At 64.4% G+C, this 24,180-nt stretch carries 27 protein-coding genes; 15 read left to right on the forward strand and 12 right to left on the reverse strand.

The features are described from left to right. Nucleotides 1–3 precede the first annotated feature (3 nt). Both ACN9MX_RS13635 and ACN9MX_RS13640 read right to left on the reverse strand, forming a co-directional pair. Nucleotides 4–1,524, reverse strand: coding sequence for a fumarate hydratase (locus ACN9MX_RS13635; protein WP_363755587.1), 1,521 nt, complete (start codon nucleotides 1,522–1,524; stop codon nucleotides 4–6). Nucleotides 1,525–1,838: 314 nt separating this feature from the next. Further along, nucleotides 1,839–2,483: a glutathione S-transferase family protein gene (locus ACN9MX_RS13640; protein WP_363830708.1), complete on the reverse strand. Its 645-nt coding sequence runs from the start codon at nucleotides 2,481–2,483 to the stop codon at nucleotides 1,839–1,841. A 498-nt stretch (nucleotides 2,484–2,981) separates the two neighbouring features. Here ACN9MX_RS13640 and ACN9MX_RS13645 point away from each other — a divergent pair, with 498 nt between their 5' ends. The 4 genes from ACN9MX_RS13645 (at nucleotide 2,982) to ACN9MX_RS13660 (ending at nucleotide 7,013) form a co-directional block, all read left to right on the forward strand. Beyond that, entirely contained in the window at nucleotides 2,982–4,952 is a 1,971-nt protein-coding gene (locus ACN9MX_RS13645) for a ribonucleoside-diphosphate reductase subunit alpha (protein WP_363738698.1), read from the forward strand. A 45-nt stretch (nucleotides 4,953–4,997) separates the two neighbouring features. Beyond that, complete coding sequence (locus ACN9MX_RS13650; protein ID WP_363830711.1) at nucleotides 4,998–5,240, forward strand: hypothetical protein; 243 nt, start codon at nucleotides 4,998–5,000, stop codon at nucleotides 5,238–5,240. Between the two features lie 18 nt (nucleotides 5,241–5,258). Further along, on the forward strand, nucleotides 5,259–6,314 hold the full coding sequence (locus tag ACN9MX_RS13655; protein WP_363738702.1) for a ribonucleotide-diphosphate reductase subunit beta: 1,056 nt from the start codon (nucleotides 5,259–5,261) through the stop codon (nucleotides 6,312–6,314). A 186-nt stretch (nucleotides 6,315–6,500) separates the two neighbouring features. Further along, nucleotides 6,501–7,013 carry a glycine zipper 2TM domain-containing protein gene (locus tag ACN9MX_RS13660; protein ID WP_363738704.1) on the forward strand — a complete coding sequence of 171 codons (513 nt, stop codon included), beginning with the start codon at nucleotides 6,501–6,503 and terminating at the stop codon, nucleotides 7,011–7,013. 67 nt (nucleotides 7,014–7,080) lie between these two features. On the opposite strand, the gene ACN9MX_RS13665 is transcribed toward ACN9MX_RS13660, so the two are convergent. After that, nucleotides 7,081–7,656, reverse strand: coding sequence for a thermonuclease family protein (locus ACN9MX_RS13665; RefSeq protein WP_363830714.1), 576 nt, complete (start codon nucleotides 7,654–7,656; stop codon nucleotides 7,081–7,083). Nucleotides 7,657–7,800: 144 nt separating this feature from the next. Then, complete coding sequence (locus ACN9MX_RS13670) at nucleotides 7,801–8,106, reverse strand: hypothetical protein (protein ID WP_363830717.1); 306 nt, start codon at nucleotides 8,104–8,106, stop codon at nucleotides 7,801–7,803. Nucleotides 8,107–8,241: 135 nt separating this feature from the next. Between ACN9MX_RS13670 and ACN9MX_RS13675 the strand changes: the two genes are divergently transcribed. From ACN9MX_RS13675 to ACN9MX_RS13695, 5 genes are all read left to right on the forward strand, one after another. After that, the gene (locus ACN9MX_RS13675; RefSeq protein ID WP_133653550.1) at nucleotides 8,242–8,622 is read left to right on the forward strand and encodes a RidA family protein; all 381 of its coding nucleotides are present in this window, start codon (nucleotides 8,242–8,244) and stop codon (nucleotides 8,620–8,622) included. A gap of 17 nt (nucleotides 8,623–8,639) precedes the next feature. After that, a complete protein-coding gene (locus ACN9MX_RS13680) occupies nucleotides 8,640–8,996 on the forward strand; it encodes an ArsC family reductase (protein WP_363830720.1) in 357 nt (118 codons plus the stop codon). Then, a complete protein-coding gene (locus ACN9MX_RS13685) occupies nucleotides 8,993–10,057 on the forward strand; it encodes a glycerophosphodiester phosphodiesterase (protein ID WP_363830723.1) in 1,065 nt (354 codons plus the stop codon). The genes ACN9MX_RS13680 and ACN9MX_RS13685 overlap by 4 nt, the downstream gene beginning before the upstream one ends. A 56-nt stretch (nucleotides 10,058–10,113) precedes the next feature. Continuing rightward, on the forward strand, nucleotides 10,114–10,539 hold the full coding sequence (locus tag ACN9MX_RS13690) for an RrF2 family transcriptional regulator (RefSeq protein ID WP_426387103.1): 426 nt from the start codon (nucleotides 10,114–10,116) through the stop codon (nucleotides 10,537–10,539). Nucleotides 10,540–10,640: 101 nt separating this feature from the next. Further along, nucleotides 10,641–11,297, forward strand: coding sequence for an MBL fold metallo-hydrolase (locus ACN9MX_RS13695; RefSeq protein ID WP_363738715.1), 657 nt, complete (start codon nucleotides 10,641–10,643; stop codon nucleotides 11,295–11,297). 3 nt (nucleotides 11,298–11,300) lie between these two features. On the opposite strand, the gene ACN9MX_RS13700 is transcribed toward ACN9MX_RS13695, so the two are convergent. Continuing rightward, nucleotides 11,301–11,732 carry an MAPEG family protein gene (locus ACN9MX_RS13700; RefSeq protein WP_363755597.1) on the reverse strand — a complete coding sequence of 144 codons (432 nt, stop codon included), beginning with the start codon at nucleotides 11,730–11,732 and terminating at the stop codon, nucleotides 11,301–11,303. 208 nt (nucleotides 11,733–11,940) lie between these two features. Between ACN9MX_RS13700 and rpmF the strand changes: the two genes are divergently transcribed. The 5 genes from rpmF (at nucleotide 11,941) to ACN9MX_RS13725 (ending at nucleotide 15,217) form a co-directional block, all read left to right on the forward strand. Next, nucleotides 11,941–12,120, forward strand: coding sequence for a 50S ribosomal protein L32 (gene rpmF / locus ACN9MX_RS13705; protein WP_013848214.1), 180 nt, complete (start codon nucleotides 11,941–11,943; stop codon nucleotides 12,118–12,120). A 68-nt stretch (nucleotides 12,121–12,188) separates the two neighbouring features. Continuing rightward, the gene (plsX, locus tag ACN9MX_RS13710) at nucleotides 12,189–13,214 is read left to right on the forward strand and encodes a phosphate acyltransferase PlsX (RefSeq protein WP_363738961.1); all 1,026 of its coding nucleotides are present in this window, start codon (nucleotides 12,189–12,191) and stop codon (nucleotides 13,212–13,214) included. Further along, nucleotides 13,211–14,179 (forward strand): beta-ketoacyl-ACP synthase III, encoded by a 969-nt coding sequence (locus ACN9MX_RS13715; protein ID WP_363830724.1) that lies wholly within the window; start codon nucleotides 13,211–13,213, stop codon nucleotides 14,177–14,179. The genes plsX and ACN9MX_RS13715 overlap by 4 nt, the downstream gene beginning before the upstream one ends. Before the next feature lie 304 nt (nucleotides 14,180–14,483). Next, nucleotides 14,484–14,780, forward strand: a complete 297-nt coding sequence (gene ihfA, locus ACN9MX_RS13720) for an integration host factor subunit alpha (protein WP_007687990.1) — start codon at nucleotides 14,484–14,486, stop codon at nucleotides 14,778–14,780. A 71-nt stretch (nucleotides 14,781–14,851) separates the two neighbouring features. Next, complete coding sequence (locus ACN9MX_RS13725; RefSeq protein ID WP_363830841.1) at nucleotides 14,852–15,217, forward strand: MerR family transcriptional regulator; 366 nt, start codon at nucleotides 14,852–14,854, stop codon at nucleotides 15,215–15,217. A gap of 17 nt (nucleotides 15,218–15,234) precedes the next feature. Here ACN9MX_RS13725 and ACN9MX_RS13730 read toward each other — a convergent pair whose 3' ends face one another. Genes ACN9MX_RS13730 through ACN9MX_RS13745 form a run of 4 tightly spaced genes read right to left on the reverse strand, consistent with a single transcriptional unit; the run spans nucleotide 15,235 to nucleotide 19,479 of the window. Next, nucleotides 15,235–15,756, reverse strand: coding sequence for a GNAT family N-acetyltransferase (locus tag ACN9MX_RS13730; protein ID WP_363830730.1), 522 nt, complete (start codon nucleotides 15,754–15,756; stop codon nucleotides 15,235–15,237). Between the two features lie 9 nt (nucleotides 15,757–15,765). Further along, a complete protein-coding gene (locus ACN9MX_RS13735) occupies nucleotides 15,766–16,308 on the reverse strand; it encodes a SixA phosphatase family protein (RefSeq protein WP_363830733.1) in 543 nt (180 codons plus the stop codon). Continuing rightward, complete coding sequence (locus ACN9MX_RS13740; protein ID WP_363830735.1) at nucleotides 16,305–19,070, reverse strand: ATP-dependent DNA helicase; 2,766 nt, start codon at nucleotides 19,068–19,070, stop codon at nucleotides 16,305–16,307. The genes ACN9MX_RS13735 and ACN9MX_RS13740 overlap by 4 nt, the downstream gene beginning before the upstream one ends. 52 nt (nucleotides 19,071–19,122) lie before the next feature. Next, nucleotides 19,123–19,479 carry a PilZ domain-containing protein gene (locus ACN9MX_RS13745; RefSeq protein ID WP_363830738.1) on the reverse strand — a complete coding sequence of 119 codons (357 nt, stop codon included), beginning with the start codon at nucleotides 19,477–19,479 and terminating at the stop codon, nucleotides 19,123–19,125. Between the two features lie 349 nt (nucleotides 19,480–19,828). Between ACN9MX_RS13745 and ACN9MX_RS13750 the strand changes: the two genes are divergently transcribed. Then, nucleotides 19,829–21,421, forward strand: a complete 1,593-nt coding sequence (locus ACN9MX_RS13750) for a lysine--tRNA ligase (RefSeq protein ID WP_363738729.1) — start codon at nucleotides 19,829–19,831, stop codon at nucleotides 21,419–21,421. A 341-nt stretch (nucleotides 21,422–21,762) separates the two neighbouring features. On the opposite strand, the gene ACN9MX_RS13755 is transcribed toward ACN9MX_RS13750, so the two are convergent. The 3 genes from ACN9MX_RS13755 to ACN9MX_RS13765 all read right to left on the reverse strand — a co-directional run bounded on the left by ACN9MX_RS13755 (nucleotide 21,763) and on the right by ACN9MX_RS13765 (nucleotide 24,072). Beyond that, nucleotides 21,763–22,233 (reverse strand): RcnB family protein, encoded by a 471-nt coding sequence (locus ACN9MX_RS13755; protein WP_363830741.1) that lies wholly within the window; start codon nucleotides 22,231–22,233, stop codon nucleotides 21,763–21,765. 177 nt (nucleotides 22,234–22,410) lie between these two features. Next, on the reverse strand, nucleotides 22,411–23,088 hold the full coding sequence (locus ACN9MX_RS13760; protein WP_363755601.1) for a prolyl hydroxylase family protein: 678 nt from the start codon (nucleotides 23,086–23,088) through the stop codon (nucleotides 22,411–22,413). Nucleotides 23,089–23,202: 114 nt separating this feature from the next. Then, complete coding sequence (locus tag ACN9MX_RS13765; RefSeq protein ID WP_426387515.1) at nucleotides 23,203–24,072, reverse strand: RcnB family protein; 870 nt, start codon at nucleotides 24,070–24,072, stop codon at nucleotides 23,203–23,205. Nucleotides 24,073–24,180: the final 108 nt, after the last annotated feature.

Genomic DNA, 24,180 nt, shown 5'->3' on the forward strand with positions numbered 1-24,180 from the left:
AGCTCATGCCCCTTCGAGAAGGCCTTCCTTCCTGATCTTCTCCTGCCACACCAGCGGAGCGAGGCGGTGGACATTCTGGCCTTCGCTGTCGACGGCGACCGTGACGGGCATGTCCTGCACCTCGAACTCGTAGATCGCCTCCATGCCCAGATCCTCAAAGCCGACCACCTTGGCCGCCTTGATCGCGCGGGCGACCAGATAGGCGGCGCCGCCGACCGCCATCAGATAGGCGCTCTTGTGCCTGGCGATCGAGTCCGTCGCGGCGGGACCACGCTCGGCCTTGCCGACGCAGGCGGCGAGGCCCTGTTCCAGCATCATGTCCATGAATTTGTCCATGCGGGTCGCGGTCGTAGGGCCAGCGGGGCCAACCACCTCGTCGCGCACCGGATCGACCGGACCGACATAATAGATGACGCGGCCCTTGAAATCGACCGGCAGCTCCTCGCCACGGCTCAACATGTCCTGGATGCGCTTGTGCGCCGCGTCGCGTCCGGTCAGCATCTTGCCGTTGAGCAGCAGGCGGTCGCCATGCTTCCAGCTCTGCACCACTTCCGGCGTCAGCCTATCCAGATCGACGCGGATCGCTTCCTTGCTCGGTTTCCAGTCGACCTGCGGCCATTCGCTGATCTTCGGCGCTTCCAGATAGGCCGGGCCTGAACCGTCCAGCGTGAAATGCGCATGCCGGGTGGCCGCGCAGTTCGGGATCATCGCCACCGGCTTGCCCGCCGCATGGCAGGGATAGTCGTAGATCTTGACGTCCAGCACGGTCGCCAAGCCGCCCAGGCCCTGCGCGCCGATGCCCAGTGCATTGACCTTGTCGAAAATCTCGATGCGCAGCTTCTCGATCTCGTTCTGTGGTCCGCGCGCCTTCAATTCGCCCATGTCGATGGGGTCCATCAGCGATTCCTTGGCCAACGCCACCGCCTTTTCCGCGGTGCCGCCGATGCCGATGCCCAGCATGCCGGGCGGGCACCAGCCCGCGCCCATCTGCGGCACCATTTCCAGTACCCAGTCGACGATCGAATCGCTGGGGTTCATCATCTTGAACTTGGTCTTGTTCTCCGACCCGCCGCCCTTGGCCGCGACATCGACGATCACCTTGTCGCCGGGCACCATCTCGACGTTCAGCACGCAGGGCGTATTGTCCTTCGTGTTGACGCGGCTGAAGGCGGGATCCTTCAGGATCGAGGCGCGCAGGCGGTTTTCAGGATTGAGATAGGCGCGGCGCACGCCTTCATCGACCACGTCCTGCATGGATCGGCTATTGTCGTCCAGTCGGCAGTCCATGCCCCATTTGATGAAGACATTGACGATGCCGGTGTCTTGGCAGATCGGGCGATGGCCTTCGGCGCACATGCGGCTGTTGGTAAGGATCTGGGCGATGGCGTCCTTGGCCGCCGGATTGGCCTCCGCTTCATAGGCTTTGCCCAGCGCGCGGATATAATCCATCGGATGATAGTAACTGATGAACTGAAGCGCGTCGGCAACGCTCTCGATCAGATCGGCGGTCTTGATGACGGTCATCTACCCTGGTCCCTAGTCTAAGGCCCACCCTGCACGGCGGGTCCATGCAGGGGAGCGGCTAGTAGGGAATCGCGCCCGAGTCCAGTAGCGGCAGGGAACGGGCGGCCGCCCTGAAGGCGTGGGGCGCCGATGCCGGTTTCTTCGCCTGCGGCGCAGTGGAGGTCGTGACCGATCCGGCGCTGACTGCCGGCCGCCAGGCGCTATGAGCGGCCGCTCAAGGCCTGGGCAGGCGAGGACTGACGGCGCCGATGCGCTGGATTCCCTGCTTTCCGCGACTTCCTGACCAGCGATCGGTTCCGGTCGCCTGGCAATCCCTAATCGGCAAAGGGGAACATATGCCACCATGGTTCCTTTTCGCGCAGCACCCGCGCAAAGCTCTCCCGCGCCTCCAGCCGTTCCAGATAGGCGCGCAGTCGGGGAAAGCCGCCCCGCATGGGCTCGATCCTGTCCGCATAGAAGAGCGCAGGCGCCGCCGCGCAGTCGGCGAGGGTGAAGTCGTCCCCCGCCGCCCATCGCCGCCCCGCCATCCTGTCCTCCAGCAGGGCATAGGCCTTGCCCAGCATCCGCCGCGCTTCCCCGACGCCGTGGGTGTCATGGGCGACGCCCTCCGGCCGGATCTTGTCCGCGACGATCGCCTGCATCGGCGTCATGACATAGATGTCGAACAGCCGGTCCATCAGCCGCACCTCCAGCGCCGCATCGCCTTCCTGCGGGATCGGGTGGAACGGCCCTGGATGATGCTGCCCCAGATATTCGACGATGATGCTGGTTTCGGCGATCGTCCTGTCCCGCGCCTCGTCGCGCAGCACGGGGAACTTGCCAAGCGGCCACAGCGCCAGCCAGGACTGCGCCGCCGCCGCATCGTCGAGTGCGCGCGGTTCGAAGGCCGTGCCGTTTTCGTAAAGCGCTATCAGCACCTTCCAGCTGCAGGAGGAGAGGGGGTGATAGTAGAGAATCATGTCGGCTCCTCTCATGTCGCAATGCTTTTGCCGCCCCCTCCGCCATAACCTGTCATGCGTCCGTCATGAAGCGCCATGGGCAGAATCGGCCGGCCCGCGCAATTGCGTGGCAAGCCAAATTTATTTTCGTCCCCCAATTGTCCCTCTTGTCTTTTGCAAAGCCGAGGAAAGTCGGCGCGTCGCTGCGCTGCGACGTGCCGAACCGTCGACGAGATGACTCCCGGCGTCGATGAGCTGAGTCCCCGAACTGTCATTTACCCCCTTGAAAGGAAATGAAGCTGTGGCACTATCCCTTGTATCGGGTTAACGGGGGTTACCCAACAGATTGTGATTGCACCGGCCGGGCTCCTTCCCGGAGGGAGGCTGTTTTTGCCTTGCGATCCGCTCTGCTGGCCCCATCTCCGTGCCTGACCGGGTCGATAATGCTACATTCGTTCGGCCCGGCCGGCACCGGTTTGACCGAATCGAACGAAACAGGAACATTCGGGGGAGTTGGTCATGGATTTTCGAGACAGCGAACAGGTGAGTGCAGGCGACGTGGCAACCGTGATTGACGAAGTGGTCGAAACCGTGGCGGACAAGAAGAAGGCCCCAGTTCCTTCGGAACAGGCACCGGTGGATCAGGCGCCGGCGCCCAAGGCCGATCCCACGCCCGGCTCGTCCACCGTGCTGGAGCGGCGTTTCCATGTCGTGACCGATGCTGGCCGCGACGCTCTGCTGACTGAATTCGGCAAGGATACGCTGCAGGACCGCTATCTGCTGCCCGGCGAGTCCTATCAGGATCTGTTCGCCCGCGTCGCGGCCGCCTATGCCGACGATGCCGACCATGCCCAGCGCGTCTACGACTATATCTCGCGCCTCTGGTTCATGCCCGCCACGCCTGTCCTCTCCAACGGCGGCACCGGCCGCGGCCTGCCCATCAGTTGCTATCTGAACAGCGTCGACGACAGCCTGGAAGGTATCGTCAACACCTGGAACGAAAATGTCTGGCTCGCCTCGCGCGGCGGCGGCATCGGTACCTATTGGGGCAATGTGCGCGGCATTGGCGAGCCGGTCGGCCTCAACGGCAAGACCAGCGGCATCATTCCCTTCGTCCGGGTGATGGACTCGCTCACCCTCGCCATCAGCCAGGGCAGCCTGCGCCGCGGTTCGGCCGCCTGCTACCTCGACATCTCCCATCCGGAGATCGAGGAGTTCCTGGAAATCCGCAAGACCAGCGGCGACTTCAACCGCAAGGCGCTGAACCTGCACCACGGCGTCCTCCTGACCGACGAGTTCATGGAAGCGGTGCGCGACGGCAAGGATTTCGCCCTGCGCAGCCCGAAGGACCAGTCGGTGCGTGGCAGCGTCAACGCCCGCGCGCTGTTCCAGAAACTGGTGGAGGTCCGCCTCGCCACCGGCGAACCCTATATCGTCTTCAACGACACCGTGAATCGCACGATGCCCAAGCATCATCGCGATCTGGGCCTCAAGGTGTCGACATCGAACCTGTGTTCCGAAATCACTTTGCCGACGGGTCGCGACCATATCGGCAATGACCGCACGGCTGTCTGCTGTCTCTCCTCGCTCAATCTCGAAACATGGGATGAGTGGAAGGACGACGGGCGCTTTGTCGAGGATGTCATGCGCTTCCTCGACAATGTGCTGCAGGACTATATTGACCGCGCGCCGCCGGAAATGGCGCGGGCGAAATATAGTGCGAGCCGTGAACGGTCAGTGGGCCTGGGGGTGATGGGGTTCCACTCCTTCCTCCAGGCCCGGGGGCTTCCCTTTGAAGGCGCCATGGCGAAAAGCTGGAACCTGCGCATCTTCAAGCATATCAACGAGAAGGTGAACGAGGCCTCGATGCAGCTCGCGGTCGAGCGCGGCCCGTGCCCGGACGCCGCCGACATGGGCGTGATGGAGCGGTTCAGCTGCAAGATGGCGATCGCGCCCACGGCGTCGATCAGCATCATCTGCGGCGGCGTGTCCGCCTGTATCGAGCCTATTCCGGCGAACATCTACACGCACAAGACGCTGTCCGGCAGCTTCTCGGTCAAGAATCCCTATCTGGAAAAACTGCTGGTCGAAAAGGCGAAGGATTCGACCGCCGTCTGGAATTCGATCCTGGAAAAGGGCGGCAGCGTCCAGCATCTCGACTTCCTTAGCCAGGAAGAAAAGGACACGTTCAAGACCAGCTTCGAGATCGACCAGCGCTGGCTGCTCGAACTGGCTGCCGACCGCACGCCCTATATCGACCAGGCCCAGTCGCTGAACCTGTTCATCCCGGCGGACGTGGAAAAATGGGACCTCCTCATGCTCCACTACCGGGCGTGGGAACTGGGCATCAAGTCGCTTTATTATCTGCGCTCCAAGTCGGTCCAACGCGCTGGCTTCGCAGGCGGCGTGGAGGCCGACAACACCATCGACGCCCCGAAATTCGAAATTGGCGAGACCACCGACTATGACGAGTGCCTCGCCTGCCAGTGATGATTTTCGGTCAAAGTGGTACTTTGACCGAGCAGGAGGATCGTGGTGACGCAGTTGGCCGTCATGGCTGCCATAGGGATGGGAATGCTTCTCCTGGGCATTTCCAGTTTGCGACGGAAGCCTGATGAAAGCGTTTCATTGGCTGAAGCTGCGATCCTCAAAGCGGCCGGAACCGAGCCGCTTCCATTGACCGCGTTTGGTCGGATCATGAACCGCGTTCATGCGTGGCTTCTGACCGTAATTGGATTTATTATTGCGCTGATTGGCCTTGCCGCTGCGCTCACCTGATCGCCCGGAGTAACCACCATGCCTCTTCTTCAAGCCAGCAAGGTCTACAAGCCCTTCGAATATCCCTGGGCCTATGAGTTCTGGAAGCGCCAGCAGCAGCTTCACTGGCTGCCGGAGGAAGTGCCGCTGGGCGAGGATTGCCGTGATTGGGCGCAGAAGCTTTCCGACCATGAGCGCAATCTGCTGACGCAGATCTTCCGCTTCTTCACCCAGGCCGACGTGGAGGTGCAGGACTGTTACCACGAAAAATATGGCCGCGTTTTCAAGCCGACCGAAGTCAAGATGATGCTGACCGCCTTCAGCAACATGGAAACGGTCCACATCGCCGCCTATTCGCACCTGCTCGACACCATCGGCATGCCCGAAAGCGAATATAGCGCCTTCATGCAGTATAAGGAGATGAAGGACAAACACGACTATCTCCAGCAGTTCGGCGTCGACACGGACGAGGATATCGCCAAGACGCTGGCCATGTTCGGCGGCTTTACAGAGGGGCTCCAGCTCTTCGCCTCCTTCGCGATGCTGATGAACTTCCCGCGCTTCAACAAGATGAAGGGCATGGGCCAGATCGTAAGCTGGTCCGTCCGGGACGAGACTCTGCATTGCGAGGGCATTGTCCGCCTCTTCCATGCCTTCGTGAAGGAACGCGACTGCCTGACCGCGTCGGTCAAGGACGACATCATGGACATGTGCCAGAAGACCGTCCGCATCGAGGACGCCTTCGTCGACCTGGTCTTCGAAATGGGCCCGGTCCCCGGCATGACGCCCAAGGACATCAAGAAATATGTCCGCTACATCGCGGATTGGCGGCTGGGGCAGCTGGGCCTCAAGCCCATCTACATGATCGACGAGCACCCGCTCCCCTGGCTGACTCCGCTGCTTAACGGCGTGGAGCATGCCAATTTCTTCGAAACCCGCGCGACGGAATATTCGAAGGCGGCGACCCGCGGCCAGTGGAACGACGTATGGGATGCCTTCGACCGCCGCACCAAGCTCAAGGGCGGCACCGCCGCCAATGCTGACGAGGCGGGCGATCCGGACATGTTCAAGGCGGCGGGGATCGCGGCGGAGTAATCGCGAAACGGGAAAGGCGGCGCCGCGACAGCGGTGTCGCCCTTCGACCAAGGGAAATGCTTTCCTGACAGCCGCCGGCCGGCAAACTGACCCCTATATGAACGCTGCGTTTTGTTCCGTTCATGAAACATTTATCCGCCTTGGTTTGTTGTGCTCCCATCGATAATTGGACCGTGGGAACCAGAGATGAGATTCAACCTGAAAGCCGCTTTCGCCGCCCTGTCGCTTGGCGCGGTAACCTTGAGCGCTGCTCCGGCAGCCGCTGATCCGCCGCCATGGGCGGGGCATGGTCGCGGTGGGGAGCGCGGTCATGGCCGCGACGACTGGAAGCATGGAGGGCGTCACGACAATGGCCGTCACGAAGGCTGGCGCCGTCCTGGCGGCGTGATCTACAGCTATGACTGGAACCGGCCGGACCCGCGCTATGGCCGCTATTATCGGCCCGATCGCTATTATCGCGACGGCTATGAGCCGATCCGCGTGACCCGTTCCACCCGCATCTATCGCGGCTATGACGACCGCTATTATTGCCGCCGTTCGGACGGCACCACCGGCCTGATCGTCGGCGCGGCGCTGGGCGGCCTGCTTGGTGGTCAGCTCGACCGCGGCCGTTCGAACACGGCAGGCATCCTGATCGGTGCAGGCGCTGGCGCGCTGCTGGGTCGGGAAGTCGATCGCGGCAATCTGAACTGCCGCTAAACCGCGGGGGAGGGCGAAGGCCCTCCCTCAACGAACCGCCCGAAATCAGGCCGTCAACATCAGGCCCTCAACACCATGGATGCCGCGCACCGTCCCATTCGCGCGCCAGCCCTTCGGCCACCAGCACCTCGCCGATCGATTGACCGCCCCGCGTCACTACCCGCAATGCGCGCCCATAGCGGTCGGTCTCCCGGTCTCCACTCTCCAGAGAAAAAGGGCCGGCATTCATCAACTGTTGCAGTCTCTGCGTTGCCCGCACACCTAGCGCGGCTTCCTCGGCACAGCGCGGCCCGTGCGTTTCCGGCGCATCGATGTCCATGACCCGCACCTTTTCGCCATGGAACCAGAAGGTGTCCCCATCGACAACGCAATTGACGCCGCCGCCGACATGGCAGAAACCGAATTGCGCCGACAGGCTGTCCCTTGAGGCAGGCGAGGCGGGTTCATGCCAATGCTGCTGGACGCGTTGCAGCAGATCCGGCCCGAACCAGCCCAGCGCCGCGCCGACCAGCACCCCGCCGACGACCAGGACGGCAATGGACGGATATCCCCGCTTCCTGGGTCGCAGGCGCCCTCGACCAGCGCGGCCAGCCTCCGCCAGCCAGATTCGCTCCCCGCTCGCCTTCCCCGACCTTTTACCCATGACGCGCCCATAACGGGGAGCGCGCTTCCCGTCTCGTGCGAAAATCGTCCGATCCGACCGGGATCAAAGATCATTCGCGCAAACCGTTGGCCTGATCAGCAGGACCCTTGCTGACCCCGCCTATGCCGCATCCCGAACCGAACCCTAATCCTCGTCTTCGGTTGGCCCCAATATATCCTCCTCATCGTCCATCTGCGGTTCGCCGGCGAAGGCGTCATTGTCGATCCGGCCGGATTGGTTCATCTCCTCCATCCTCTCGACCAGATCGGGCGTGTCGTCGGGCAGGATCTGGGCCGGATTGGGCCGGCCGCCGCGCTCGCTGTCCTCGGCCAGATCCGTCGATCGCGCCCGCGCCTCATCGGCCACGTCCTGCGCCTGCGAACCCGCTTCGTCCTGTTCGCCATTCTCCTCGCCCGTATCGGGGAAGGGGCTGTTGTCGGATCGGTTCATGCTCTGTCTCCTTCCCCGCTCCAACGGCCGGCGGCCCGCCCCGTTCCCGCCCGGCAAAAGGCGCTGGACAGCATCCTGCGAACGGGGCAAGAGCCGCCACGATCCTTTTCGCCTCGTTCTGCACAAGGAACTTCCATGCCCCGCCAGCTCATTTCCTCCGGCTCGCCTTTCGAGGCGCAGGTCGGCTATTCGCGCGCCGTCGTACAGGGCGACTGGTGCTTCGTCGCCGGCACTACCGGCACCGATCCCGAAACCAGGGCCATGCCCGAATCCGTCGTCGACCAGGGCCGGAACGCGCTGAAGGTCATCGGCCGGGCGCTGGAGGAAGCGGGCTTTTCCTTCGCGGACGTGGTACGCGTCACCTATTACATCACGGACCCGGCCTATTGGGACGTGCTGGGGGAGGCGACCGCGCCGGTCTTCGGCGACCTCCGCCCCGCCGCGAGCTGCATCGTCACCGGCCTCATCAAGCCGGAGATGAAGATCGAGATCGAAGTCACCGCATATCGCGGGTAATTTGGGGGATAATGGCCATGCTGACCATGTACGGCATCAAGAATTGCGACACGATCAAGAAGGCGCGCAATTTCCTCGACAATAGCGGCAAGGCCTACGGCTTCCACGACTACAAGGTGTCGGGCGTCGACAAGACAAAGCTGGAGGAATGGGTGATGGAGCATGGATGGGAAACCATCCTCAACCGTTCCGGCACCACCTTCAAGGCGCTGGATGCGGGTGACAAGGCGCATATCGACGCGGAAAAGGCGGTGCTGCTGATGATGAGCAACCCCTCGATGATCAAGCGACCGATCCTGGACCTGGGCGACCGCACCATCGTCGGCTTCAAGGCGACCACCTATGAGGATGCGCTGGAGGGCGTGAAGGCATGATCCTGGGGAGGATGCTGCGGCCGGTCATCCATCGGACCGCCATCCTCCTCCTCACCCTGTTGATGGCGGCGCCTGTGATGGCAGAGACCGGGGCAGAACCCCTCATCATCGCCCATCGCGGCGCCAGCGGCGAGCGGCCCGAACATACGCTCGCCGCCTATGAGCGCGCGATCGATCAGGGCGCCGACTATATCGAGCCGGACCTGGTGCTGACGCGGGATGGCGTCCTCGTCGCCCGGCATGAAAATGAGATAGGCGGCACGACCGACGTCGCGGACCATCCGGAATTCGCCGCCCGCAAGGCCACCAGGACGATCGACGGGCAACAGGTGACCGGCTGGTTCACCGAGGATTTCACGCTGGCGGAATTGCGCACGCTGCGCGCTCGCGAGCGCCTGGCCGCGCTCCGTCCCGCCAACAGCCGCTTCAATGACCTCTATCCGATACCGACCTTCGAGGAGATATTGAAGCTGGTGCGAGCCAAGGAGGCGGAGACCGGCCGCCGCATCGGCGTCTATCCCGAAACCAAGCATCCGAGCTATTTCGCCGGCATCGGCCTGCCCCATCAGGCGCCCTTGCTCGCTCTGCTCAGCCAATATGGCTATCAGACGGAGGCCGATCCGGTCTTCATCCAGTCCTTCGAGGTCGGGAACCTCAAGGCCCTGCGCGCAGTGACCCGCCTGCGCCTGATCCAGCTCGTGGATGGGGAGGGCGGTCCGGCCGATGCGCCGGGCACGACCTATGCCGACATGATGACGACCAGGGGGCTGGAGCAGATCGCCGACTATGCCGACGGCATCGGCCCGCCGACAGCCATGGTGCTGGCGCCGGAGGGGCCGACCGGCCTTGTCGATCGCGCCCATCAGGTCGGGCTGCAGGTCCATGTGTGGACGCTGCGCATGGAAAACAGCTTCCTGCCCACGGCCTTCCAGCGTCCCGACGATCCGCAGGGCCGGGGCGATTTTGCCGGCTATGCAAGGGCAGTCGCCGGCACGGGCGTCGACGGCATGTTCAGCGATTTTCCCAGGCAGGCGCGCGAGGCGCTGAAGCCCGCGCTCTGATGGTTCATTCTCGCTGATGACTTGTCAAACCTGCGGCGGAAGCGAATAACAGCCTTATGCTTTCGCAGAAGACCCGTTACGCTATCCGCGCTCTCCAACATCTCGCAGACCGCTATCGCCAGGGTCCGGTGCCCTTGGGTGAGATTGCCACACGCCAGAATATCCCCTCCAAATTCCTGACCGTGATCCTGTCGGAACTGTCGCGCGAAGGGTTGGTCGCCACGCAGCGGGGGCGCGATGGCGGCTACTGGCTGGCGCTGGCCCCGGTCGACATCAGCTATGGCGACATCGTCCGGCTGACGCGCGGGTCGCTCGCGCTCACGCCCTGCGCCAGCCGCTTCGCGCATGAAACCTGCACCAACTGCCTGCCCGAATCGGAATGCCCCCTGCACCGCGTGATGCTTCGCGTACGCGACGAGACCGCCAAGGTGCTGGACAGCATCAGCCTGGCCGAACCCTTCGCGACGGAGGAAATGGGGTAAGAGGCTCGATCCGAGCCATTTCCGTTCCTCCCGCCGGATGCGAATGCCGGGCTCCTGCCCAAAGCCTTGCGCCGGACGCGCAGCTTCGCCACATCAACGCCATGACGACTCCACCCCTCAAAGCCACCCTGATCCCGGTCACTCCGCTCCAGCAGAATTGCACGCTGTTTTGGTGCACGGCGACCAATCGCGGCGCCTTCGTCGATCCTGGCGGCGACCTGCCGGTGCTCAAGAGGGCGGCCGAGCAGCAAGGTGTCACCATAGAGAAGATCCTCGTCACCCATGGCCATATCGACCATTGCGGTCAGGCGGGCATGCTGGCTCGCGACCTGGGCGTGCCGATCGAAGGTCCGCATGAGGCCGACCGTTTCTGGATCGACCGGCTCGATGAGGACGGTCGCAAATATGGCATCAATGGCGAGAGTTTCGAACCTGATCGCTGGCTGAAGGATGGCGACCGCGTCACGGTCGGCAATCTCACGCTCGACGTCTATCACTGTCCCGGCCATACGCCGGGGCACGTCGTCTTCCACCACGCCCCCAGTAAGCTCGCCATCGTCGGCGACGTGCTGTTCCAGGGTTCTATCGGCCGCACGGACTTTCCGATGGGCAATCATCAGGATCTGATCGACGCGATCACGGGCAAGCTATGGCCGCTGGGCAACGACACGGCTTTCGTCCCCGGACATGGGCCGATGAGCAACTTCGCCCATGAACGGCGCACCAACCCCTTTGTCGGGGATGCCGTGCTGGCCTGATCCCTACCGGATCATCGCCATGGCGGGCGGCGCCGGCATTGCGCGGGTCGCGCCATAGGCGACATAGAGTGCCGTCACCGCCATGCCGACCATCACCGCCCAGGTCAGCAGCGCCCCGCCCGCACGCCAGACGGTGGGCTTGTCCGCATCCATCCCAAATCCATGGGCGATTCGCGCCAGCACCAGCACCAGCGCCGCGATCCAAAGCCAGATCGACGCCCCGACCGCCAGTTCCACCAGGCCGAAGAGGATCAGTGTCACCGGCACATATTCGATGAAATTGGCATGCGCCCGCATCCGCTTGGCCAGCAGCGCACTGCCGCCGTCGCCATGCATCACCCGGTCGGAAATCCGGATTCGCGCGCAGCGCACGCCCAGCCACATGTTGAGCAGCGCGCAGGCCGCGGCCAGCGTCAGCGTTATCGGCAGCAACATCGGATTTACCCCCTTTTGTCGAGACGCCCGCAAGAATAGGGCGGCGGCCCGCCGGGGCAAGAAGGACTTGCGCATGGGCCAAAAAACGCTATAGGCGCAGGGCTTCGCGATCATCCGGGCCGCATGGGTCTGCGGCGCCGTTGGCGTCGACATCCATCGGATACGGCCAGTCGCACTAACAGATCAATTTATGGAATAAGGTGCCGACATGGCTGTCCCCAAGAGGAAAACGTCCCCGTCCCGCCGCGGCATGCGCCGCAGCCATGACTCGCTGCGCGTCGAGGCCTATCAGGAATGCTCGAACTGCGGCGAACTCAAGCGCCCGCACAATCTCTGCGACGCCTGCGGCCATTATAACGGCCGTGAAGTTGTCGCGGTCGGGGCCTGACGCTCAAGCATTTCTCCTGAAAAGGGTGCGTTAACTTGTCCAGCCAACCGCGAATCGCAATAGACGCGATGGGCGGGGATGAAGGCGTGCGCGTGATGATGGCGGGCGTGGCGCTCGCCCGTCGCCGTCACGAAGGGCTGCGCTTCACCCTTTTCGGAGACGAGGTGCGGATCAAGTCCGCGCTTGACAGTCATCCCAATCTGCGCGCCGCGTCGGAAATCGTCCACGCGCCTGATGTCGTGGATGCAGGGGACAAGCCCAGCGTCGCCATCCGCAAGAAGACCAGCTCCATGAGCATGGCGATCGCGGCGGTGAAGGCGGGAACCTGCGGCGCGGCCGTCTCTTCGGGCAATACCGGCGCGCTGATGGCGATGGCGAAGCTGGCGCTCCGTACCATGAAGGGCGTGGACCGGCCTGCGCTGGCCGCCATGCTGCCGACGCTGGGCGACAATGACGTGGTCATGCTGGACCTGGGCGCCAACACCGAATGCGACGCCCGCAATCTCGTCCAGTTCGCGGTGATGGGCGCCGCCTACGCCCGCATAGCCCTCGACCTTGAGCGTCCTCGCGTTCGCCTGATGAACATCGGCACGGAAGAGATGAAGGGCACGGAGGAGATCCGCGACGCCGCCGCGATCCTGCGCGCCGCGACCAGCCTGCCGCTGTCATTCGAGGGCTTCACCGAAGGCGACAAGATCGGCCGGGGCGATGTCGACGTCATCGTGTCGGACGGCTTTTCCGGCAATGTGGCGCTCAAGACGGCGGAGGGCACCGCCCGTTTCGTCACCGACCTGCTGCGCACGGCCTTCACCAGTTCGATTCGCTCGAAGCTCGGCTTCCTGATATCCAAGCCCGCAATGCACCTGCTGCGCCATCATCTCGACCCGAACAACCATAATGGCGCGGTTTTCCTCGGTCTCAATGGCGTGGTCGTGAAAAGCCATGGCAGCGCCAATGACAAGGGCGTCGCCAATGCCGTCCATGTCGCCGCCCGACTGCTGGAGGAAGACATCACCCGGCGCATCGCCGCCGACATGCACGGGATCGAGGGGTTGACTGCCCCCGCATCCAGGATGGAGCTGCCCGCAAAGTGATCCGCCGATCCGTTCTCCTGGGCACGGGTTCCGCCCTGCCGGTCCGCTCCGTCAGCAATACCGAACTGGCCAGGACCGTGGACACGAGCGACGAATGGATCGTGGAGCGCACCGGCATCCGCACGCGCTACATCGCGGGAGAGGGCGAAACCACCGCCAGCCTTGCCACCGATGCGGCGAAGGCGGCGCTGGAGGCTGCCCGCCTGTCGGCGCAGGACATCGATCTCATCATCCTGGCGACGGCCACGCCCGATCAGACCTTCCCGGCTACGGCCACCATCGTGCAGGCGGCGCTCGGCATCGATGACTGCGTCGCCTTCGACGTGGCGGCGGTCTGCTCCGGCTTCCTCTATGCCATCACCGTCGCGGACAGCATGATCCGGTCGGGCGCGGCCCGGAACGCGATCGTCATCGGCTCGGAAACCTTCAGTCGCATCCTGGACTGGGAAGATCGCACAACTTGCGTGCTCTTCGGCGACGGAGCGGGGGCGGTGGTGCTGGGCGCGGAGGAAAGCGCCGAAGGCAAGCGCGGCATCCTAGCCTCGAAACTCCATGCCGACGGCCGGCACAACCAGCTTCTCTATGTCGATGGCGGCCCCTCGACGACGCAGACCGTCGGCAAGCTGCGGATGAAGGGGCAGGAGGTGTTCCGCCACGCCGTCACCAATCTCGCCTCTGTCCTGACCGAAGTGATGGAGGCCGCTGGCCTTGCAACGTCGGAGATCGACTGGCTGGTGCCGCATCAGGCCAATGCCCGCATCCTTGACGCGACTGCGCGCAAGCTGAAGCTCTCGCCGGAAAGGGTGGTGATGACGGTCGACCGCCATGCGAACACCTCCGCCGCGTCGGTACCCCTGGCGCTGGACCTTGCCATGCGCGATGGCCGCATCCAGCCCGGCCAGCTGCTGGTGCTGGAGGCGATGGGCGGCGGCTTCACCTGGGGCGCCTGCGTCCTGCGGGTGTAAAGGGCCGCCGGGCACCGCGTTGCCATGTCGCGGATAAGGGGGTGGAAAAGCTTCGTTCCTTTGTCCCGATCCACCTGCCGATCACTCCCGCAACGACCGCCACATGCCTGATTCTGCCCCCGATGGACCGCATCTGCGTCCCCCATTCCGCCAAGCTCCCTTTTGGGACCGTTACCATGTCGATTTTTCACGGTTTTTTAAGGATTTCGGCGATCGATCATCTTGCCGAATCATTAGGAATCGCGCACATTATCGAGTGATCACCCGCGTTTAGGCTCGACGGGTGTCATGGTGGGGACATAGGATGAGCGGTAACGGAACTCTGACGCGCGCGGATCTCGCGGAGAGCGTGAACCGTCATATTGGCCTTTCGCGGGCAGAAGCGGCAACCCTGATCGAATCCATTTTGGAGCATATGTCCGCCGCGCTGGAACGCGGGGAAAATGTGAAGATTTCCAGCTTCGGCACCTTTGTCCTGCGCGACAAGACGCAACGCATGGGCCGCAACCCGAAGACGGGTGTCGAAGTGCCGATCGAACCGCGCCGGGTGCTGACCTTCCGCGCCAGCCAGACGATGCGGGACCGCGTCGCCTCGGCCTGAAAACGGCCCGCCAAAACGGCTATTTTCCCGAAGGTTGACCTTTGCGCCGCTAAGGGTGCAACATCATGACCATGGAAAAGGCAGAGGGCGCATTTCTGACGATCAGCGAGCTGGCAAGCGAACTTGATCTGCCGCAGCATATATTGCGCTATTGGGAAACCCGCTTCACTCAGTTGCGCCCGCTCCAGCGATCGGGCAATCGCCGCTATTACCGGCCCGCCGACGTGGCCTTGGTGCGGCGCATCAACCATCTGCTGAATGTCGAGGGCTTCACCGTGAAGGGCGCGCAAAAGGCGCTGGGCGAAGGCGGCGGCGATCCGGTGCGGACATCATCCGCGCCGCCCCGGGCAGGCCATGCCGAATCGACCCGGGGCGCCGATCTGCTTCCCCGGCTGGAGGCCATCCGCGCAACGCTGGCCAGGGCGATAGGCGAATAGCTCTATGCCGGTGGCGATCAGACCACCGGCGCTGCGTAGATCAGGTCGCGAAACGGCACGTTGCCGACCATGAAGACGGTCTCGCCTATCTCCACGAATCCATGCCGGGCATAGAAGCGCTGCGCCCGCGCATTGTCGGTATAGACCGCGAGCAACATGCGCCTTGCGCCGCGTTGCCGCGCTTCCTCCATCACCCGTGCCAGAAGAGCATCGCCATTGCCGCCGCCCTGCCAGCCGGAGAGGAGATAGATGCGCTTGAGTTCGAGATCGTCCTGCCGCGTTTCGACCGGCAGCCTGGGCGGCGCCAGCAGCGCATAGCCCACCGGCGCGCCCAGCGGGGTTTCCCCAATCAGCACCACCTGGTCCACATCGGCCAGCGCCGCGGCATAGAAATCCTCCCCATGGGCGGTCCGGACATGGGCAATCAGGGCGTCGCCCGGATGATCATAGGCAAAGCTGGCGAGGAAGGTTGCGCCGCCCAGCAGCGACAGTGCCGCGGCATCGCGCGGCTCCGCCCGTCGCCAGTGGATCGGCGTCATCGGCGCTACTCAGCGCGACCCCGGCCCCAGTGCCGGGTCCAGGTCGCGCGGCCGCGTGAAGCGGGCCAGGGTGGCGATGTTGGGCTTTGCCTCGCTCCAATGCGTGATGGGCAGGTCCATGACGGCGATGGAGGCGGTCGGGAACTTCACCTCCACATCCTCGCGCAGCGGGCTGGCACCATCATCGGGGACAAGGTCGAGGACCAGTTCCTCCAGCCCCGGATTATGCCCCGACATCAGCACGCTGTCGACATCGTCCGGCAGGTCGCGGATCACGTCGAACAGGGTGGGGGTGGAGGCAAGATAGATGCGCCGGTCCCAATGCGGATCGATCACCTCGCCATAGCCGGTGAAGAAGACATTGAGCGTTTCCACCACCCGCACCGCCGGGGAAGCGACCACCATGTCGAAACGGATATTCTGCGCCCTGGCGAATTCGCCCATCACCAGGGCCGCCTTTTCCCCCCGGCTGTTCAGCGGACGGTCGAAATCCCGCGCAACCGGATCGTCCCAATCGGACTTGGCGTGACGGAACAGGATCAACCGCTTCATTTTTGCTCCAGGTCGTGGGTGCCGGCGTCGAGTCCCTGAAGCCCTAGCGTTGCATTCCCGTTAAGACCAGCGCGGGATTGGCCGCTGACGGATATGATGGCCTCGTCCAGCGTCAGGCGGCGGATCGGCGTGCCGGGGGGGAAGGCGCTCAACAATCGGCTGGGCATGGCCGCGGACAGGATGACGAAGCTTCCCCGGTCCTCCGCCCGCCGGATCAGCCGGCCGAAGGCCTGCGCCATTCGCGCCCGGATCAGCCGATCGTCATAGGCGCTGCCGCCGCCGCCCTGATTGCTGGCCGCCAGCTTGCGCGCGGCATGCAGGACGGTCGGCTTGGACCAGGGCACCCCCTCCATCACCACCAGCCGCAGCGAATGGCCGGGCACATCCACGCCGTCGCGCAGCGCGTCGGTACCAAGCAGGGAGGCGCGGGGATCGTCGCGGAAAATGTCGATCAGCGTGCCCGTATCCATCGGGTCCACATGCTGCGCGTAAAGCGGCAACCCCGCCCGCGCCAGCCGGTCTGCGATCCGCGCATGCACGGCGCGCAGCCGCCGGATCGCGGTGAACAGGCCAAGCGTTCCGCCGCCCGCCGCCTCGATCAGCCGGGCATAGGCGCCGGACAGCGCCGCAATGTCGCCGCGCTTGATATCGGTGACGATCAGCACTTCCGACCGGCCCGGATAATCGAAGGGGCTGTTCGCCTCGAACCGCCCGGCCCCCCGCGGCAGGTGGTTGGCGCCGCTCCGGCTCATCGCATTGTCCCAGTCGCCGCCGCCCTTCAGCGTGGCGGAGGTGATCAGCACGCCTTGCGCCGGCTTCAGCACCGCCTGCGCCAGCGGGCGGGTCGGGTCCAGCCAGTGGCGATGGATGCCGATGTCATATTCTCGCCCCTCGATCCGCTCCACGGCCAGCCAGTCGACATAATCCGCGTCCGCCGGTCCACCGATCCGCGCCAGCAGCGCCAGCCAGGCCGTCACCAGATCGCGCCGCCAGCCAAGCGAGGCGATCGCCCCCTCGACCCGCGCCCGCGCCGCGCCGTCCAGCCAGTCGGGCGCTTCCTCGATCACCGCCTCCATCCGCTTGCCCAGATGGGTCAGGGGGCGCAGCAGACTGTCGAGCGCCTGAGCCGCCTCCTGTGCTGCCTCGACCAGCGTCCCGTCCGGTTCGGCCAGTTCCGTCTCCAGCCCATAGCCGGCATCCGCCTCGCCGCCGTCGGCCGCCCGCGCATAGACAGTGCCGCGCACCGCAGCGAGCAGCGCCTCGACCGGCCCGAAGGGTTCCCCGGCGACGACCCGCTTCAGCCATTCATCGGCCGGGAGCGCCCGTGCCGCGTCCGCCGCCGCCCTGATCGCCTCGCCGCCCTGTTCGTCATAGCTGGCAAGGTCGGACAGGCGCGCCGCCAGTCCGCGCCGCCGCCCGCGCGAATTACCCTCCGGCCCCATGACCCAGCGGCGCAGTTCGATCGCCTCCTGCCCGGAAAGCGCGACGGAGAAGGTCGAATCAGCCGCATCGAACAGATGATGGCCCTCGTCGAACACGATGCGCTGCGGCGCCTGTCCGGTCTCGCGCCCTCGCGCCGCATTGATCATCACCAGCGCATGATTGGCGATCACGATGTCGGCATCCGCCGATGCCCGCGTCGATCGCTCGATGAAGCATTTCCGATAATGGGGGCAGCCCGCATAGATGCACTCGCCGCGCCGGTCGGTCAGCGCCGTCGATCCGTTGCGCCGGAACAGCGTCGGCAACCATCCCGGCAGGTCGCCGCCGATCATGTCGCCATCCTTGGTGAACGCCGCCCAGCGCGCGACCAGATGCGCCAATATCGCCGCTCGCCCCGCAAAGCCGCCCTGCAGCGCATCCTCCAGGTTCAGCAGGCAAAGATAATTTTCCCGCCCCTTGCGCACCACCACCCGCTTCGCCGCCACGGCGGGATCGGGGAACAGGCGCAGGCTTTCCCGGTCCAGTTGCCGCTGCAAAGCCTTGGTATAGGTCGAAATCCACACCGTGCCCTGTGCTTCCCCGGCCCAGAGCGATGCAGGGGCGAGATAGCCCAGCGTCTTGCCGATCCCCGTTCCGGCTTCCGCCAGCAGCATGTTGGGCTGGTCGCGATGCGCCCTGGGGTGGAACACCTCCGCCGCTGCGGCGGCATAGGCCTGTTGCCCCGGCCGCGCTTCGGCGCCAGTGCCGGTCAATTGCTGCAACCGCGCCACCACTGCATCGGATTGCAGCGATATGGTGCGCGGGGCGGGGCGGGGCGGGTTTTCCTCCCATTCGGGCAGCTTGGAAAAGAGCCAGCGCTCCGCTTCCTTCGGCCGGGCAATGCGCGGCGCCACCAGCGGCGCCCAGGGCCAGCGCAGCCGGTGCAGCGATTGCGCCGCCGTCCAGCCGCCCTCGCGCTCGATCCATGCAGGGGATTCCAGCATCGCCAGCAGCGCGCCGGTCGCCGCCTGCAACAATGCGGGAATATCCGATTCACTGGCCGGACGAGGCAGGTTCAACGCTTCCGCCAGCCCCTTGGGCGTCGGCACAAGAAAGCGCGCGGGATGGATGAAGGCCCATAGTTCCAGCAGGTCCAGGCCATTGAGATCGGGATAACCCAGCCGTTGTCCGGTCAGCGGCGCGTTCAGCAGCAGCGTCGGCGTCTCGGCCGTCCGCGCAATGGCCGTGCCCTTGGGAACGGCCGCGGTCCGATCCCCCTCCCTGATCCAGATGCCGCCATGGCTGGCATGCAGGGCGGGCAGGGCGGCGGGATCGATCACCCGTCCCGCTTAGGACAACGGGAACAAAAGGGAAACCTGAAAAGCGCGGAATTCAGCTGAAGCGACGGCCAAAACCGCCCGCCGGTCGCGGTGCCGGCGACCGCGGCGCAAAGGCCGTCGGGGCAAGCTGCGCCGCCCGTGCAATCTCCAGCCGGTCGAATAGCGGTCCGTCCGTCAGCTCATAGGGAAAGCGGATGCCCATGCGATCCTCTTCGGACCACTGCACCGTGGCGAAAACGATATGGCCGTCATAGTCGATCTGGCACTGGCTGCGCACCGGCAAGCCGCAGCCCGCAATCTGGGCGCCGCCTTCGCTCAGGTCGACGATGGTTCCTTCAAGGCTGTCGAGCACGGTCGTCACGACGACGGGTATATCGACGGCTATTCTTTGACGGCTGCGCGGCTGCATGGTCCCTCCTGAGCTGTGTGAAGGGCTGGCCTGACCATGAGGCGGATCGGTCGGGCGGTCTGTCGCGACCTGGCCAGTACCCGACAAGCCTTGCCGTTCCGCAACCGCGTCATGGTCACACCAGCTCTAAGCTCCCGATAAATATAGGTCATCAGGGTTAATCAAAGTTAAACATCGGGTCTCGAAAAGCGCCGTTCATCTCCATTTCGGCACCTGGAACCGCTGCCTTGCATCCGGTCTGGACATTGATCGACGTTAACGCCGGCTTTGCCGATCCGCTTTCCATCATGTTGTTTTCCGATTCGTCAGATGTTTCCAACGGCCGCGAAAATGCTTAGGGGGACGCATCATGACCGTGTCCGAAAACATCCGCACCGCCGCGCAGGCGTCCAAGGCCTGGCCCTATGAGGAAGCCCGCAAGCTCCTGAAGCGCTATCAGAACGGCGCGCCTGAAAAAGGCCATGTGCTGTTCGAAACGGGGTATGGCCCCTCGGGCCTGCCGCATATCGGCACGTTCAACGAAGTGCTGCGCACCACCATGGTGCGCAACGCCTTTCATGCGCTGTCGGACGTGCCGACCCGCCTGATTGCGTTCAGCGACGATATGGACGGCCTGCGCAAGGTTCCGGACAATGTGCCCAACCAGGCGATGCTGGCGCAGCATCTGGGCAAGCCGCTGACGCAGGTGCCCGATCCGTTCGGGAAATATGAAAGCTTCGCGCATCACAACAATGCGATGTTGCGGGAATTTCTCGACCGCTTCGGCTTCGACTATGAATTCGTCTCCGCGACGGAGCGCTACAGGTCCGGGGTTTTTGACGACGCACTGAAGAATGTCCTGCGCCATTATCAGGATATCATGGACATCATGCTGCCGACGCTGCGCAAGGAACGGCAGGCGACCTATTCGCCGGTCCTGCCGATCTCGCCCAGCAGCGGCATCGTGCTTCAGGTGCCGGTCGAGGTGATCGATGCCGACAAGGGCTTGGTCCGCTTCGAGGACAACTCTGTTCCGGGGGGCGAGGTGATCGAGCAGTCGATCCTGTCCGGCGCCGCCAAGCTGCAATGGAAGGTCGACTGGGCGATGCGCTGGGTCGCACTGGGCGTCGATTATGAGATGGCGGGCAAGGATCTGATCGATTCCGTCACGCAAAGCTCGAAGATCTGCCGCGCCCTGGGTGCCCGCCCGCCCGAAGGCTTCAATTACGAGATGTTCCTCGACGAAAAGGGCGAGAAAATCTCCAAGTCCAAGGGCAACGGCCTCAGCCTCGAGCAATGGCTGACCTATGGCCCGCAGGAGAGCCTGGCCTTCTACGCCTATCGCGAGCCGAAGAAGGCGAAGCAGCTCCACATGGGCGTCATTCCCCGCGCGGTCGACGAATATTGGCAGTTCCGCGGCAATTATCCGGGCCAGCCGGTGGAGCAGCAGCTCGGCAATCCGGTCCACCATATCCATGATGGCAAGCTGCCGCAGGGACGCCTGCCGGTGACCTTCGGCCTGCTGCTGAACCTGGTCGGCGTGATGGGCGACGCCAGCCGCGAACAGGTCTGGGGCTATCTCCAGAATTATGTCGCGGATGCCAATGCCGAAAGCTATCCGGAGCTGGACGCGCTGATCGGCCACGCGCTGGCCTATCACCGGGATTTCGTCGCCCCGACGCTCAAGCGCCGCGCGCCCACCCAGAGCGAAGCCGCCGCCCTGCGCAAGCTGGACGCGGAACTCGCCGCCCTGCCCGAAGGCGCCACGGCGGAGGATATCCAGAATATCGTCTATGCTATCGGCAAGGACGAAGCCTATGGCTTTGCCGAGCTGCGCGACTGGTTCAAGGCGCTATACCAGACACTGCTGGGTGCCGACCAGGGGCCGCGCATGGGCAGCTTCATCGCGCTTTACGGCGTGGAAAACAGCCGCCGGCTGATCGGGGAAGCACTGGCCGCCTGAACGGGGGACGGCGGAACATAACGGGGCGCCGGGCGTTTCGGCATATGGTCCACCCCCTTTCGGACTGATGGCGCGCCTGGCGCGTGCCATCGGCCGCGCCCGCCCGGAAACGAGCGGCGCGGCCAAGGGGTGCAGGCTGGACCATCGGCGCCTTGGCGCCAAAGGAAACGGCCTCTCGACATTCGTCGGGGGCCGTTTCGTCATTGAGGCTTGGATTGGGCAGGCTCGGATTGAGCTTTGGAGCGGCGATCTGATCGATCCAGATCGCCGCTCCAGCTTCCCTGCTTTCCGCGGTTTCTGATCAGCGACCAGTTGCGCGTGCCTGGAAACCGCTCTGCTGCTTACCAGAAGAAGCCGCGATGCACTTCCATCACCCGGCCGGTCCGCACATTGACCAGCAGCACGTCGTTATAATGCCTCACCCACCGCAGGTTCACGCCGGGGCGCGGCAGGCGATAGCGATAGGGATCGGCGATATAGTAGCGCGAGCTGTAATAGGTCGGCCGAAGCCGCGCGCCGACCTCCCAGCGGTTGTAGCGGAACGGGGCGCGCCAGTTGCCGCCGCGATAGACGTCACGGTGCGAACGGCGGTAATCGCGCCAATCCTCCCGCAATTCCTGCCGCGCCTCGCGCACGTCGCGCCGCTCTTCCCGCACGTCGTGCCGGCTGCCATAGCGCTCGGCATCGCGCAGGTCGCGCTGTTCGTGGCGCAGATCACGGGCGCTGTCGCGCACCTCGGCGCGAGACTGGGCCATGGCGGCGCCCGGCATCACTGTTACGGCCATCAGGCCCAAGATAATGAATTTACGCATAGGTCTTCTCCCATTGCCTGGTGGCTGAAGTCCGGTGGGGAGAGGGTAACTTTCCCGCGCCCCGCCGGTTCCGCCGACCACGAAGACAGATATGCACCCGGTCACCTGAACATGTCGGGAATGAAACGGTCAGGAATCAGTCATTTATGTCGCACTTTGTATCAGCATCCGTGGCACTCAGGGCTTCCAGGGACGCTCGCGAAACCATTTGGTGGCGACATATTTGACGCCCCGCTCCACCGGACGCGCGGCGTGCAGGCTGAGGAGGTTGGGCGATCCATCCCGCTCCATATTGTTCCACATCAGCAGCATGCCCTCGACAGGCGGGACCATGAATTCGCAATGGGGGAAATGCGTTTCCCCGCCCGCCTCCACCGGCGACAGGTAGATCATCGCCGTCCAGCTGCGCTGCCCGCCGGATTTCATCATGGCCGGCCAGTAACTGGCGGTCACCGGGAAATAGTCGCAATGCGCCTTATATTCCTGTCCGGGCTGATAGCGCTGCCCCTGCAGGGTTTCGCCATGCTCTCCGGCCAGGCCCATCAGCGCGCAGATCCGGTCGCTGATCCCGCTGACCAGCGGGCTCCAGGGGCTGAGATGGCAGCTTGCGCTGGTGCGGTAATCGGCATTGGCGCTGCCTGAAAACAGGGTGGAGGGCTGCGCGCCCGCATCGATCAGTTCCCGCAGGCCGTCGCATTCCTCCGCGCTCAGAAATTCCTGCCGTCCATAGATTTCGAGTCTTGGCGTATCGATCCGGCTGACCATCGGATTACGGTCCAGCCGCGCCCGCACCATCTCTCCGATCCGCGCCCGTGCTGCGGAGGCGACCCCGCCATCGTCAACAATCTCGCTCATGCCGCTCTCCTGCCACCGTGCGGGCGTTCGGCGCAAATGAAAAGGGCCCGGAACCTCCCGGCTCCGGACCCAGTGTTTCCTGAAGGCCAGTTCAGGAGCGCCTGTCTTCCGGCGTTACCAGAAGAAATCGTGGATCACGTCGACCACATAGCCGTCGCGTATGTCGACCAGCAGCGCATCGTCATAATAGCGGACCCAGCGCAGCGAGCCGTAGGCAGGCGGCAGGCGGTAATAATAGGGATCGTCGATCCAGTAGCTGTTCGAATAGAGCAGGCTGTTCAGGTAGATCCCGATCGAAAAGCGCGAATAGCCATAGCCCCAGCCGCTTGGCGCATAATAGCGGCCGATCCGGTAACGGTCGCCATAGCGGGAGCGATAGCTGTACCAGTCATAGCGGCGGTTGTTGCGCCAGCCATTGTCCCAGCGCCTCTGCCCCTGCCACCGTGTACGGTCGTCAAAGCGCGCCCCGCTGTTCCAGCCCGGGTTGCCGCCGTTCCAACGCCGGTCGCCATTGTTCCAGCGCCGGTCGTCGCGCCGGTCCCGATCATTCCGGTCCCGATCATTCCGGTCCCAATCCCGCCGACCGTCCTGCCCGTTGCGCCGATCGCGGTCGTTCCAGTCGCGGCCGTTCCTGTCGTCGCCGCGCGGGGATGTCTCGAACCGCTGCTGGTCGCGGTTCCAGCGGGTGACCGTGGCCGGCCCTTGCGCGTTCGGCCGCGCATTGTTGCCACGCCATTGCGGCTGCGCGGCCGGTGCCGGCGACGGGGCGGCCGGCGCCTGCTGTTGCTGCCAGCGCTGCTGCCGCATCTCGCCGCCACCTTGCCACTGGCGCTGCGCCTGTCCATTGCCGGATCCGCCACGGCCGCCTTCCGGGCGTCCCGCCCGTTCGCCGCCGCGGCCGCGCCAGCCGCCATCATCGCCCCGTTGGGCATAGGCCGGGGCGATCCCGCCCAGAACCGTCGCGGTCATCAAGCCCGCCAGCATCATTTTCCTCAACATGCCGTTCGCCTTCATCTTGCGGGGCCATTCGCCCCTCATAATCCGCTTTTAAACGGGGGGCGATGTCGTGATGCTGAACTTGACTGTCAGCGA

This window comes from Sphingobium sp. R-21 (assembly GCF_049913335.1).
Taxonomy (GTDB): Bacteria; Pseudomonadota; Alphaproteobacteria; order Sphingomonadales; family Sphingomonadaceae; genus Sphingobium.